The following is a 12,259-nucleotide window of genomic DNA, read 5'->3' on the forward strand; positions in this document are numbered from 1 at the left end:
GATCTGAACGCCGGGGGTACGGGAGAGGAGCAGGATCTGTACCAGTCAGACGTTGAAAGAAAAAAGATGTTTAACCTTATGATTTTTATGATTAATTTATAAAAGAACAGAGATTGTTAAACGGCAGCGTGTCCGCATTTCCGACTATCTCGCGCTTAAGTGTTCGGCTTTCCGAAAAGGATGACAGATTCTGTTTAACGGACCGATTTTCCAGATCGACAATCAGCCCTAAAGAAACCGTGATTCAGGTCGATGTCCCTCTAAAGGATCTTTTATCTCGGGAGTTCACATGTCGTTTACCGTAGGTTTTCCAAATGCGGCGGCGGTCACCATCGGCGGCAAATCCTCAGCGACGATCAACGCCCTGAGTGACTCCACCTCCGACGCCTCAACACAGATCCTGGGTAAGGACGATGCCGACTCCAACCAGGTGCGGACCGGCGGCGCTGCACCGGCCGACACCAAGGCTGACAGTGGTGGCAACCAAAGCGCGGCGGTAAAAATGTTGCTGAAACGCATGCAGGAATTGCAGCAGCAGCTTCGCGAGCAACAGCAACAACTGGCCGCGGCGCAAGCCCGGACTTACCCGACCCCCGAAGCCAAGACCACTGCAGTCATGAGCATTCAGGGGCAAATCGCCGACACCAATGGCGCACTGGCGGAGGTCACCGGCAACCTGATCAGGGAGCTCGCCAAGGACTCCAGCGGTGGTGGTTTGATCAGCACAACCGCATGATCTGACGGGCTGGTTTTTTGCCGGCCCGTCCATCCAACAGGTCGTTGACAAATCCCTGCAGGGTTCGCATAGTTCGATCTACGCAAACGTTTGCGCAGTCGCCGTCGATGGTTTCATCCATTGACGACCGACATCCAGGCGTACTTGGCGCAAGCGTTGCTCACAATAATCATAAGATCGGAGTGAACCCATGAAGCTGCCATTTGCTGGACGTCTTCTCGCTGTCGCTATGCTGGCTGCCGCATCCGTCGCGTTGCCTGTCTCCTCGGCTTTCGCCGATACCCCTGAAAAACCTAAAGTCGCGCTCGTCATGAAATCGTTGGCCAACGAGTTCTTCCTGACGATGGAAGATGGCGCAAAGGCTTATCAGAAAGATCACTCCGCCGATTTCGACCTGATCTCCAACGGTATCAAGGACGAAACAGACACCGCTGGCCAGACGCGGATCGTCGAGCAAATGATTTTGGCCAAGGTCAACGCACTGGTTATCGCCCCGGCGGATTCCAAGGCCATGGTGCCCGTCATCAAGAAAGCCATCGATGCCGGTATCACCGTGATCAACATCGATAACCAGCTCGACCCTGCCGTGGTCAAAAGCAAAAACATTACCGTACCGTTTGTAGGCCCTGACAACCGCAAAGGCGCGCGTCTGGTCGGTGAATACCTGGCCAAGCAACTGAAGGCCGGTGACCAGGTCGGCATCATCGAAGGAGTGTCCACGACCACCAATGCCCAGGCCCGTACCGCAGGTTTCAAGGATGCGATGGAAGCGGCGCAAATCAAGGTTGTCTCTGTGCAATCCGGTGATTGGGAGATCGACAAAGGCAACAAGGTTGCCGCCTCGATCCTCAGCGAATACCCAGACGTAAAAGCATTGTTGGCGGGTAACGACAGCATGGCTGTCGGCGTCGTTTCTGCTGTGCGCGCGGCCGGCAAAGCAGGCAAGGTGCAAGTGGTCGGTTACGACAATATCAACGCCATCAAACCAATGCTCAAGGACGGTCGTGTGCTCGCCACTGCAGACCAGTTTGCAGCTAAACAAGCGGTGTTCGGTATCGAAACCGCGCTGAAAATCATCAAGGGCGAGAAAGTCGACAGCGGCACTAACGGCGTCATTGAAACCCCGGTTGAGCTGGTTACCAAGTAGTCCTTCTGGCGACACAACGGTGCTCGCCCGTCGGGGCGAGCGCATGGAGAGTTTTTATGTCAGTTAGCGCCCCGGACGCTGTCCTCACGGTCAGCGGTATCGGTAAGACCTATGCCCAACCGGTTCTGACCGGCATCGATCTGACGCTGATGCGCGGTGAGGTGCTGGCACTGACCGGCGAGAATGGCGCCGGTAAAAGTACGTTGTCGAAGATCATTGGCGGGCTGGTGACGCCGACCACCGGACACATGCAGTTTCAAGGTAAGGACTACCAGCCTGGCAGCCGGACTCAGGCCGAAGAGCTGGGCATCCGCATGGTCATGCAAGAGCTCAATCTGTTACCGACGCTGACGGTGGCGGAAAACCTTTTTCTCGATAATCTGCCCAGCAAGGGTGGCTGGATCAGTCGCAAACAACTGCGCACGGCTGCCATAGAAGCCATGGCCCACGTGGGTCTCGATGCGATTGATCCGGACACGCTGGTTGGCGAACTCGGCATTGGCCACCAGCAAATGGTCGAGATCGCGCGCAACCTGATCGGCGACTGCCATGTGCTGATCCTCGACGAACCGACCGCGATGTTGACCGCGCGTGAAGTCGAAATGTTGTTCGAGCAGATCACGCGTCTGCAGGCTCGCGGCGTGTCGATTATCTATATCTCCCATCGCCTCGAAGAACTGGCGCGGGTTGCGCAGCGCATTGCGGTGCTGCGCGACGGCAATCTGGTGTGTGTAGAGCCGATGGCCAATTACAACAGCGAACAACTGGTCACGTTGATGGTTGGGCGCGAACTTGGCGAACACATGGACATGGGGCCGCGCAAAATCGGTGCTCCAGCCTTGACGATCAACGGCCTGACCCGTTCAGACAAAGTACGCGACGTGTCCTTTGAAGTGCGCGCTGGTGAAATTTTCGGGATTTCCGGATTGATCGGGGCAGGGCGAACCGAGTTGCTGCGCCTGATCTTCGGTGCAGACACCGCAGACAGTGGCACCGTTGCGCTCGGCTCACCGGCCACTGTTGTCAGTATTCGCTCGCCGGCTGACGCGGTGGGACACGGCATCGCCTTGATCACCGAAGACCGCAAGGGTGAGGGTCTGCTGCTGACTCAATCGATCAGCGCCAACATTGCCTTGGGCAACATGCCGGTGATTTCCAGTGGCGGTGTCGTCAACAACGCGCACGAGATGGCGCTGGCACAGCGGCAGATCGATGCCATGCACATCCGCAGCTCTAGCCCGACACAATTGGTGTCTGAGTTGTCCGGTGGTAACCAGCAAAAAGTGGTGATCGGTCGTTGGCTCGAGCGCGATTGCTCGGTGTTGCTGTTCGACGAGCCGACTCGCGGTATCGACGTCGGCGCCAAGTTCGACATCTATGCCTTGCTCGGCGAATTGACCCGGCAGGGTAAAGCGTTGGTGGTGGTGTCCAGCGACCTGCGTGAACTGATGTTGATTTGCGACCGGATCGGCGTGTTGTCGGCGGGACGTCTGATCGACACTTTTGAGCGCGACAGCTGGACCCAGGATGATTTGCTTGCAGCCGCATTTGCCGGCTACCAAAAACGTGATGCGCTGCTCAATGAAGCCGCGCCTAGGGATCTCCCATGAAAACTGCAACTTCTGCCGGCAAACGTAGTGGCAACTTTTATGGCCTCGGCACTTACCTGGGCCTGGCGGGAGCATTGCTGGCAATGGTCGCGCTGTTCTCGGTACTGAGCAGCCATTTCCTGTCGTATGACACCTTCAGCACGCTCGCCAACCAGATCCCCGATTTGATGGTGTTGGCGGTCGGCATGACGTTCGTTTTGATTATCGGTGGCATCGACCTCTCGGTGGGTTCGGTGTTGGCGCTCGCGGCGTCCACGGTCAGCGTGGCGATTCTCGGTTGGGGTTGGGGCGTGCTGCCTGCGGCGTTGCTTGGGATGGCGGTTGCCGCGCTGGCCGGGACCATTACCGGTTCGATCACCGTGGCGTGGCGCATTCCGTCGTTTATCGTGTCGCTTGGCGTGCTGGAAATGGCACGCGGCGTGGCGTACCAGATGACCGGTTCGCGCACGGCATACATCGGCGATGCCTTCGCCTGGTTGTCCGATCCGATTGCCTTCGGCATCTCGCCGTCCTTCATCATTGCGCTGCTGATCATTATCATTGCCCAGGCGGTGCTGACCCGGACCGTGTTCGGTCGCTACCTCATCGGTATCGGCACTAACGAGGAAGCGGTGCGCCTGGCGGGGATCAATCCCAAGCCCTACAAGATTCTGGTGTTCAGCTTGATGGGGCTGCTGGCTGGTGTCGCCGCACTGTTTCAGATTTCACGTCTGGAAGCGGCAGATCCAAACGCCGGTTCTGGCCTGGAGCTGCAGGTAATCGCCGCTGTGGTGATTGGCGGCACCAGTCTGATGGGCGGCCGTGGATCGGTCATCAGCACCTTCTTCGGTGTGCTGATTATTTCTGTACTGGCGGCCGGTCTGGCGCAAATCGGTGCTACCGAACCGACCAAACGTATTATTACCGGGGCCGTCATCGTGGTAGCGGTGGTGCTCGATACTTATCGCAGTCAGCGCGCAAGCCGGCGGATCTGAGTCATGGCAACAATCAAGGATGTGGCTGCACTCGCGGGGATTTCCTACACCACGGTTTCGCACGTGGTAAACAAATCCCGGCCAGTCAGTGAAGAAGTGCGAGTGAAAGTCGAGGCCGCAATCAAGCATCTCGACTACGTGCCGAGTGCAGTCGCACGGTCACTCAAGGCGAAAACCACCGCGACGATCGGGTTGCTGGTGCCTAACAGTCTCAACCCGTACTTTGCGGAGTTGGCGCGTGGCATCGAGGATTACTGCGAGCGTAATGGCTATTGCGTGATCCTGTGCAACTCCGACGATAACCCGGACAAGCAACGCAGCTATTTGCGGGTGTTGCTCGAAAAGCGCATCGACGGTTTGATCGTGGCGTCGGTGGGCGGTGATGCGGGCATGGCGGATGGCCTGGCAGGTGTGCGCACGCCGATGGTCATCGTCGACCGCGGGCTGGACGGCGTGAACGCGGATCTGGTGCGCATTGATCACGAATACGGCGCCTATCTGGCGACGCGGCACCTGCTGGAATTGGGGCATCGGGATATCGCCACCATCGGCGGCCCGGCCTCCACCAGCGTGGCCCAGATGCGCCTGGCCGGCTACTGCCGTGCGTTGAAGGAGGCGGGTGTCGAGGTGCCGCGCGAACGCATGCTGGAAAGCGATTTCACCAGCACGGGCGGTTACAGTGCTGCCGCTTTATTGCTGGAAAAGAACCCGCCCAGCGCAATCTTCGCCGGTAACGACATGATAGGTATCGGCGTATTACGGGCAGCCGCCGAACGCAATATCCGCGTGCCGAGTGAGCTGTCCGTCATTGGCTTCGACGATATCCAGATGAGCCGTTACGTTTATCCGGCATTGACCACCGTGGGCCAATCAATCCTGCAGCTCGGTGAGATGGCGGCCGAAGTGCTGTTGAGAAGAATTGCCACACCGGCCACGGCCACCGATCAGAGGATCGTGACGCCGAGCATCGTTTTGCGAGAATCGACCGCGCCACTGGCTGGCGTGTTCGCCCAATACCGCTGAAATCGAATTTGACGAGTAGTGATGTATGCCAGCAAAAGTAGTGGTTATAGGCAGCCTGAACATGGACCTGGTGACTCGCGCGCCCCGGTTGCCGCGTGGCGGTGAAACGCTGATTGGGCATTCGTTCGCGACTGTCTCGGGCGGCAAGGGCGCGAATCAGGCCGTGGCTGCAGCAAGGCTTGGCGCGCAGGTGGCGATGGTCGGTTGCGTGGGCAATGACGCCTATGGCGAAGCACTTCGAGCGGCGTTGCTGGATGAGCAGATCGATTGCCGGGCCGTCAGCACCGTTGAAGATTCCAGTGGTGTGGCGTTAATCGTTGTCGATGACAACAGTCAGAACGCAATCGTGATCGTTGCCGGTGCCAACGGCGCGATGACCGCCGAGGTGATCGACCGGTTTGATTCGGTGTTGCAGGCGGCAGACGTCATCATCTGTCAGCTGGAAGTGCCGGACGCCACCGTTGGCCACGCGATCAAGCGCAGCCGCGAACTGGGCAAAACCGTGATCCTTAATCCGGCACCTGCCAGCCGGCCGTTGCCCGCAGATTGGTATGGCGCCATCGATTATCTGATCCCCAACGAGAGTGAAGCAGCGGCCCTGACCGGGCTGCCAGTGGACTCGCTGCAAACTGCCGAAGTCGCGGCGGCCGCGCTGGTTGCCAAAGGCGCCGGTAAAGTGATCATTACGCTGGGGGCGCAAGGCTTATTGTTTGCCAATGGAGTCAGCGTTGAGCATTTCCCGGCGCCCACAGTGACTGCGGTTGATACCACGGCTGCCGGCGACACATTTGTCGGCGGGTTTGCCGCAGCGCTTGCTTGCGGTGAAAGCGAGGCCCAAGCCATTCGTTTCGGGCAGGTGGCGGCCGCATTGTCGGTCACGCGCGCCGGTGCGCAACCATCGATTCCCACGTTGTCCGACGTACAGGCTTTCAAAGCACCATGAAGAAGACTCCTCTGCTTAACGTCGCGCTGTCGCGGCTGATCGCATCATTGGGCCATGGCGACATGGTGGTGATTGGCGATGCGGGTTTGCCGGTCCCTCCCGGCGTCGAGCTGATCGATTTGGCCCTGACTCACGGAATCCCCGATTTCGTCAGCACGTTGAAAGTGGTGCTCAGTGAAATGCAGGTCGAAAGCCATGTGCTGGCTGATGAAATCCTCGACAAAAAACCTGCCGCACTCGCCGTGCTGGACGATCTCACCGCCGACGGTCAATTGGGTCGACGCGAGCTGCTCAGCCATGAACGGTTCAAGGTTCTCACCCGACAGGCCCGCGCCGTTATTCGCACAGGCGAATGCTCGCCTTACTGCAACGTGATCCTGCTGTCAGGCGTCACTTTTTGACGCGCTGCCCACGTTTTATTTTCTCATGCACAAGGAATGCGCCATGCACCGCTATGCTCAGAAACTGCACCACTTGCTCCGGAGTCTGCTGCTTTTGTCCCTGATTACTGCAACGAGCGCCCAAGCGGCGGAAAAGATCGACTTGATCATCGACACCGATCCTGGGGCCGATGACGTAGTTGCCTTGCTGTTCGCGCTGGCATCGCCGGAGGAATTGAATATCCGTGCGCTGACGACTGTTGCCGGCAATGTGCGTCTGGACAAAACTTCGCGTAACGCGCGATTGGCACGCGAGTGGGCAGGGCGCGAGGAAGTGCCGGTTTACGCGGGCGCGCCGAGGCCGTTGATGCGCACACCGATCTACGCCGAGAACATCCATGGCAAGGAAGGCCTCTCAGGCGTCACCGTGTATGAGCCGGCAAAAGGACTGGCTAAAGGCAATGCGGTGAACTACCTGATCGATACGCTGAAAACCGCCAAGCCTCACAGCATCACCCTCGCCATGCTTGGCCCGCAGACCAATCTGGCGCTGGCGTTGATCCAGGAGCCGGAAATCGTTCAGGGCATCAAGGAAGTCGTGGTCATGGGCGGCGCGCACTTCAATGGCGGCAATATCACCCCGGTGGCCGAGTTCAACCTGTTTGCCGATCCGCAAGCGGCTGAAGTGGTGCTCAAGAGTGGTGTGAAGCTGACGTATCTACCGCTGGACGTTACTCACAAGATTCTCACCAGCGATGCACGCCTCAAGCAAATCGCGGCCATCAACAATAAGGCCAGCAAGATCGTGGGCGATATTCTCAATGAATACGTCAAGGGCGACATGGAGCATTACGGTCTTACGGGTGGTCCGGTGCATGACGCGACGGTCATTGCCTACTTGCTCAAACCCGAGTTGTTCACCGGCCGCTCGGTGAATGTGGTTGTCGATAGCCGCGAAGGGCCGACCTTTGGGCAAACCGTCGTCGACTGGTATGACGGTCTTAAAGCACCGAAGAACGCTTTCTGGGTAGAAAACGGCGACGCGCAAGGTTTCTTTGATCTGCTGACTCAGCGCCTTGCACGTCTGAAATAAGCAGCCAACCCGCAGGTGCCAGCTTGCGGGGTTTTATTCCCTCTCTGTTTCGAGTACGCCCACATAGTCTTGCGGGTACTTCTCGAAAACCTGCGCGATGAACGAAAGGGCTGCTGCGGTTCCCAGTTCCTTGACCAATAAATCTATGCCGATGATTGCCAGCTCTTCCGGGCTGCCAGGACTGTAGGAACTGTGGCCCTGCGCCCATTTTGCTTTGATGTCGGCGTCGATACTTACGGTGGTCATGATGGCGCTCTGAAGTCGAATAAAGTCTGGGCGTCGAGTTAAACATTTTGCGTGGCTTTTGGCACTCCGACTTAGGCATGAGAGGAGGGCTATGCGACACTTGGTCTTTGACGATTTTCGAAGGATCGCGCTGTGCAGATTGATTTGAACACGCCTGACGGCTTGACCCTTGAGGCGGTGCGGCAATTACTGGCTGCCGCCAGTGACGATGAGCACACTCAGTTAAGAGTCACCAAGGCTGGCATCGCTTATATTTCGTCAGGTGTCGTGGGCGGTACCGACATCGGTGGGTTACTGTTTCGCCTGGAGACGTGGGCCAAGGGCTCGGGTTATGTCGGTCTGGTCGCTGCGAGTGACGAGGTCTGGGTAATGCAGATTTACAACGCGCTCAAGCAGAACTGGCCAACGCCGCCCTTCGACTACATCGACATCTATTGAGCTGTTCATATTCAGTCACGATTGATTGATGAATCGGGTGACGATGCTCAGGCAAACTCGCCGCTTGCCTGGATCGAGGGCCGGGCGCTGACGCTCCTTGTGAAACCAAACGCCATCTCGGCGGTCGCACGATCTCAGCTTAACTATTGAAAAAGGAGGCTTCATGCCTTGGAAGTTCGCGTCATTGGGTACTTTGTTGGTCGCAACGTTACTGGCTGGTTGCAGCAGCACGTCAACCGAATCGGCGACAGACCCTGTAGCTGCGACAGAGACCGGTCATAGCCGCTGTGAGGCAAAGGCTGCCGAATTCACCCTTGGCAAAAAGGCTTCGCCTGAACTGCTGGAACAGGCCCGGACCCGCGCAGGCGCTCAGAATGCACGCTTTCTGCTGCCCAACGATATGGTCACCCTGGAGTACCGCTCCGATCGCCTTAACCTGAGCACCGATGCGAATAAAATCATCACCCGCGTCAACTGTGGCTGATAGCGTCAGGTTTTTGTTTTGCCCATAAAAAACCCCGTCACATGGACGGGGTTTTTTTAGTGCGCGTAGAAATTACTCTGCGCGAACTTGAGCAGCTTGCATACCCTTTTGGCCTTTCTCAGCCACGAAGGAAACAGTCTGGCCTTCTTTCAGGCTTTTGAAACCGTCGCTTTCGATAGCTTTGAAGTGTACGAACAGGTCGTCACCGCCACCTTGAGGAGTGATGAAGCCGAAGCCTTTTTCATCGTTGAACCATTTAACGGTGCCGGTTTGGCGATTAGACATGGTGTATCTCCAAGAAACATATATTTTCAGTAGTACTGTGCTGCTCAGGCCAACTGGGCACACCGGGGTATCATAGTCGAAATGTTCGCTTTGGGAGCCCCCCGGAGGTGCTGTTTGCCATCTTGTTGCGTATTTTTCGCGGTGCTAAATGGCTGGAAGCCCCGTTTTAAGGGGCTCGGCGCTCTAAAAACAGGGTGAAAAAAAAGCCATAAAACCTGCGTAAATTATGTAAATCAGCTGTTTTTTAGCGTTTTTACATTGCTGAATGAGTCAAAAGCGAGGTTTTGAAACCTTACTTTTGTACTTTGCATACCGAAATTTCTTTCAGTGCACGCTGACCCAATTCGTTGGTAGGAGGCGTTTTCGGGTCCATCAGTTGCGCGATCTCCTGAGTGGTGAATTTCTTCTCCAGGACGTCGGCGCCGCACGCGCAGTGTTTTTGCGCCTCGGCAGGGTTGACGCTTTTGCTGGCAGCGATCGTGCAGTCTTCCATGTACTTGGCTTTCACGCCGGCCGGCCAGGCAGCGTGCGCGCTTAAAGGCAGCAGCATGGCCAATGGGGCAGCGAAGGCAAAAAGACGAATAAGGCGCATGACTGAAACTCCTTGGGGTCGATAATCTGTTGCGATTCTCAGCCTATTCGAGGTCGCTCGTACATCTCAAGTTCACTTTGCGTGCTGAAAGTGAGCAAATCATCATGACCTTTATGACGGCGCGGCGGCGACCGTTCATCTGTGCTAGCATCATCCGCTCGGGTTTTTGCAGGCTCCGGATGATCTTCAATCCCGGTGGCGGCAAAGACGCGAATAACCCTGATTTGAATCCCAGTCACTCTGGTTCGGTTTTCCGGTTGGCCGTAAGGCTCCTGCCGCTGTAAGGCAGGCGTTCGTTATTGAATGGCCTGGACCGGATCTTGTACTGGCTCATCCCAACCCACGTGACCTTTGGTAGGGGTCACCACTAGGAGAGGAGGCGCCATGCCAACTATTACTCTTCCCGACGGCAGTCAACGTTCATTCGACCACCCGGTTTCCGTAGCCGAGGTCGCCGCATCCATTGGTGCTGGCCTCGCCAAAGCCACCGTGGCCGGCAAGGTCAATGGCAAGCTGGTAGACGCCAGCGACATCATCGACAGCGATTCCACGCTGCAAATCATTACGCCAAAGGATGAAGAAGGGCTGGAGATCATTCGCCACTCTTGCGCTCACTTGGTCGGTCATGCGGTCAAGCAGCTGTACCCGACCGCCAAAATGGTCATCGGGCCAGTCATCGACGAAGGCTTTTATTACGATATCGCCTTTGAGCGTCCTTTTACTCCGGACGACATGGCGGCCATCGAACAGCGCATGCAGCAGCTGATCGAGAAAGATTACGACGTGATCAAAAAAGTCACTCCGCGCGCCGAAGTGATCGAAGTGTTCAAGGCCCGTGGTGAAGACTACAAGCTGCGTCTGGTCGAGGACATGCCGAATGAACAGGCCATGGGCCTGTACTATCACGAAGAATACGTCGACATGTGCCGTGGTCCGCACGTGCCGAATACTCGCTTCCTCAAGTCCTTCAAACTGACCAAGTTGTCCGGTGCCTACTGGCGCGGCGATGCCAAAAACGAGCAGTTGCAGCGCGTTTACGGTACTGCCTGGGCCGACAAAAAGCAGTTGGCTGCTTATATCCAGCGTATTGAAGAAGCTGAAAAGCGCGATCACCGCAAGATCGGCAAGCGTCTGGGCTTGTTCCATACCCAGGAAGAAGCACCGGGCATGGTGTTCTGGCACCCGAACGGCTGGACTCTGTACCAGGTACTCGAGCAGTACATGCGCAAAGTTCAGCGCGACAACGGCTACCTGGAGATCAAGACTCCTCAGGTCGTTGACCGCAGCCTGTGGGAGAAATCCGGGCACTGGGCGAACTACGCCGACAACATGTTTACCACGCAGTCGGAAAACCGCGATTACGCTATCAAGCCAATGAACTGCCCTTGCCACGTGCAAGTGTTCAACCAAGGCTTGAAAAGCTACCGTGAGTTGCCGATGCGTCTGGCCGAGTTCGGTGCCTGCCACCGTAACGAGCCATCGGGTGCGTTGCACGGCATCATGCGCGTGCGTGCATTCACTCAGGACGATGCCCATATATTCTGTACTGAAGAGCAAATGCAGGCTGAGTCCGCAGCATTCATCAAGTTGACCATGGACGTTTATGCCGACTTCGGCTTTAAAGAAGTCGAAATGAAGCTGTCCACTCGTCCGGAAAAACGCGTCGGCTCCGACGAGCTGTGGGATCGCGCCGAAGCTGCATTGGCTGCAGCCCTTGACAGTGCTGGTCTGCCGTATGATCTGCAACCGGGTGAGGGCGCATTCTACGGTCCCAAGATCGAGTTCTCGCTGAAAGATTGCCTCGGCCGCGTCTGGCAGTGTGGTACCCTTCAGCTCGATTTTAACCTGCCTGTCCGTCTGGGAGCCGAATACGTCTCCGAAGACAACAGTCGCAAGCACCCGGTTATGTTGCACCGGGCGATCCTCGGTTCCTTCGAACGTTTCGTCGGAATCCTGATCGAGCACTACGAGGGTGCGTTCCCTGCGTGGTTGGCTCCGACCCAGGCAGTGATCCTGAATATCACTGATAAACAGGCGGATTTCGCCGCTGAAGTTGAAAAAACTCTCAACGAAAGCGGATTTCGTGCCAAGTCTGACTTGAGAAATGAAAAGATCGGCTTTAAAATCCGCGAGCATACTTTGCTCAAGGTTCCTTATCTCTTGGTTATCGGAGATCGGGAAGTCGAGATGCAGACTGTCGCTGTGCGTACTCGTGAAGGTGCTGACCTGGGCTCGATGCCCGTCGCCCAGTTCGCTGAGTTTCTCGCGCAAGCGGTTTCCCGGCGTGGTCGCCCAGATTCGGAGTAAT

At 56.8% G+C, this 12,259-nt stretch carries 14 protein-coding genes; 11 read left to right on the forward strand and 3 right to left on the reverse strand.

What is annotated here, in order from left to right; translation table 11 throughout:
• The first annotated feature begins 289 nt into the window (after positions 1–289).
• From ACQR3R_RS02755 to ACQR3R_RS02790, 8 genes are all read left to right on the forward strand, one after another.
• The gene (locus tag ACQR3R_RS02755; RefSeq protein ID WP_428270440.1) at positions 290–736 is read left to right on the forward strand and encodes a hypothetical protein; all 447 of its coding nucleotides are present in this window, start codon (positions 290–292) and stop codon (positions 734–736) included.
• A 190-nt stretch (positions 737–926) separates the two neighbouring features.
• Positions 927–1,883 carry a substrate-binding domain-containing protein gene (locus ACQR3R_RS02760; RefSeq protein WP_428270441.1) on the forward strand — a complete coding sequence of 319 codons (957 nt, stop codon included), beginning with the start codon at positions 927–929 and terminating at the stop codon, positions 1,881–1,883.
• Between the two features lie 56 nt (positions 1,884–1,939).
• A complete protein-coding gene (locus ACQR3R_RS02765; RefSeq protein ID WP_428270442.1) occupies positions 1,940–3,493 on the forward strand; it encodes an ATP-binding cassette domain-containing protein in 1,554 nt (517 codons plus the stop codon).
• A complete protein-coding gene (locus ACQR3R_RS02770; RefSeq protein WP_428270443.1) occupies positions 3,490–4,467 on the forward strand; it encodes an ABC transporter permease subunit in 978 nt (325 codons plus the stop codon). Before ACQR3R_RS02765 ends, ACQR3R_RS02770 begins: the two co-directional genes overlap by 4 nt.
• 3 nt (positions 4,468–4,470) lie before the next feature.
• Positions 4,471–5,490 carry a substrate-binding domain-containing protein gene (locus ACQR3R_RS02775; RefSeq protein ID WP_428270445.1) on the forward strand — a complete coding sequence of 340 codons (1,020 nt, stop codon included), beginning with the start codon at positions 4,471–4,473 and terminating at the stop codon, positions 5,488–5,490.
• A 25-nt stretch (positions 5,491–5,515) separates the two neighbouring features.
• Complete coding sequence (gene rbsK / locus ACQR3R_RS02780) at positions 5,516–6,433, forward strand: ribokinase (protein ID WP_428270446.1); 918 nt, start codon at positions 5,516–5,518, stop codon at positions 6,431–6,433.
• Positions 6,430–6,834 carry a D-ribose pyranase gene (gene rbsD / locus ACQR3R_RS02785; protein WP_428270447.1) on the forward strand — a complete coding sequence of 135 codons (405 nt, stop codon included), beginning with the start codon at positions 6,430–6,432 and terminating at the stop codon, positions 6,832–6,834. Before rbsK ends, rbsD begins: the two co-directional genes overlap by 4 nt.
• Before the next feature lie 43 nt (positions 6,835–6,877).
• A complete protein-coding gene (locus ACQR3R_RS02790) occupies positions 6,878–7,906 on the forward strand; it encodes a nucleoside hydrolase (RefSeq protein ID WP_428270449.1) in 1,029 nt (342 codons plus the stop codon).
• Positions 7,907–7,939: 33 nt separating this feature from the next.
• On the opposite strand, the gene ACQR3R_RS02795 is transcribed toward ACQR3R_RS02790, so the two are convergent.
• Positions 7,940–8,152: a hypothetical protein gene (locus tag ACQR3R_RS02795; protein WP_428270451.1), complete on the reverse strand. Its 213-nt coding sequence runs from the start codon at positions 8,150–8,152 to the stop codon at positions 7,940–7,942.
• A gap of 132 nt (positions 8,153–8,284) precedes the next feature.
• Between ACQR3R_RS02795 and ACQR3R_RS02800 the strand changes: the two genes are divergently transcribed.
• Complete coding sequence (locus tag ACQR3R_RS02800) at positions 8,285–8,590, forward strand: hypothetical protein (protein WP_428270453.1); 306 nt, start codon at positions 8,285–8,287, stop codon at positions 8,588–8,590.
• A gap of 163 nt (positions 8,591–8,753) precedes the next feature.
• A complete protein-coding gene (locus tag ACQR3R_RS02805; protein ID WP_428270454.1) occupies positions 8,754–9,074 on the forward strand; it encodes an I78 family peptidase inhibitor in 321 nt (106 codons plus the stop codon).
• A 72-nt stretch (positions 9,075–9,146) separates the two neighbouring features.
• On the opposite strand, the gene ACQR3R_RS02810 is transcribed toward ACQR3R_RS02805, so the two are convergent.
• Together ACQR3R_RS02810 and ACQR3R_RS02815 are read right to left on the reverse strand one after the other, a co-directional pair.
• The gene (locus tag ACQR3R_RS02810; RefSeq protein ID WP_007905882.1) at positions 9,147–9,359 is read right to left on the reverse strand and encodes a cold-shock protein; all 213 of its coding nucleotides are present in this window, start codon (positions 9,357–9,359) and stop codon (positions 9,147–9,149) included.
• A gap of 292 nt (positions 9,360–9,651) precedes the next feature.
• On the reverse strand, positions 9,652–9,951 hold the full coding sequence (locus ACQR3R_RS02815) for a hypothetical protein (RefSeq protein ID WP_428270457.1): 300 nt from the start codon (positions 9,949–9,951) through the stop codon (positions 9,652–9,654).
• 384 nt (positions 9,952–10,335) lie between these two features.
• Between ACQR3R_RS02815 and thrS the strand changes: the two genes are divergently transcribed.
• Positions 10,336–12,258 carry a threonine--tRNA ligase gene (thrS, locus tag ACQR3R_RS02820; protein WP_428270459.1) on the forward strand — a complete coding sequence of 641 codons (1,923 nt, stop codon included), beginning with the start codon at positions 10,336–10,338 and terminating at the stop codon, positions 12,256–12,258.
• Position 12,259: the final 1 nt, after the last annotated feature.

It is taken from the genome of Gordonia sp. IEGM753 (genome assembly GCF_050321825.1).
Classification (GTDB): Bacteria; Pseudomonadota; Gammaproteobacteria; order Pseudomonadales; family Pseudomonadaceae; genus Aquipseudomonas.

Bases quoted from the DNA above. Each gene is read 5' to 3' on its own strand.
- ACQR3R_RS02755 (WP_428270440.1), top strand. From the start codon at position 290: ATGTCGTTTACCGTAGGTTTTCCAAATGCGGCGGCGGTCACCATCGGC.
- ACQR3R_RS02760 (WP_428270441.1), top strand. From the start codon at position 927: ATGAAGCTGCCATTTGCTGGACGTCTTCTCGCTGTCGCTATGCTGGCT.
- ACQR3R_RS02765 (WP_428270442.1), top strand. From the start codon at position 1,940: ATGTCAGTTAGCGCCCCGGACGCTGTCCTCACGGTCAGCGGTATCGGT.
- ACQR3R_RS02770 (WP_428270443.1), top strand. From the start codon at position 3,490: ATGAAAACTGCAACTTCTGCCGGCAAACGTAGTGGCAACTTTTATGGC.
- ACQR3R_RS02775 (WP_428270445.1), top strand. From the start codon at position 4,471: ATGGCAACAATCAAGGATGTGGCTGCACTCGCGGGGATTTCCTACACC.
- rbsK (WP_428270446.1), top strand. From the start codon at position 5,516: ATGCCAGCAAAAGTAGTGGTTATAGGCAGCCTGAACATGGACCTGGTG.
- rbsD (WP_428270447.1), top strand. From the start codon at position 6,430: ATGAAGAAGACTCCTCTGCTTAACGTCGCGCTGTCGCGGCTGATCGCA.
- ACQR3R_RS02790 (WP_428270449.1), top strand. From the start codon at position 6,878: ATGCACCGCTATGCTCAGAAACTGCACCACTTGCTCCGGAGTCTGCTG.
- ACQR3R_RS02795 (WP_428270451.1), bottom strand. From the start codon at position 8,152: ATGACCACCGTAAGTATCGACGCCGACATCAAAGCAAAATGGGCGCAG.
- ACQR3R_RS02805 (WP_428270454.1), top strand. From the start codon at position 8,754: ATGCCTTGGAAGTTCGCGTCATTGGGTACTTTGTTGGTCGCAACGTTA.
- ACQR3R_RS02810 (WP_007905882.1), bottom strand. From the start codon at position 9,359: ATGTCTAATCGCCAAACCGGCACCGTTAAATGGTTCAACGATGAAAAA.
- ACQR3R_RS02815 (WP_428270457.1), bottom strand. From the start codon at position 9,951: ATGCGCCTTATTCGTCTTTTTGCCTTCGCTGCCCCATTGGCCATGCTG.
- thrS (WP_428270459.1), top strand. From the start codon at position 10,336: ATGCCAACTATTACTCTTCCCGACGGCAGTCAACGTTCATTCGACCAC.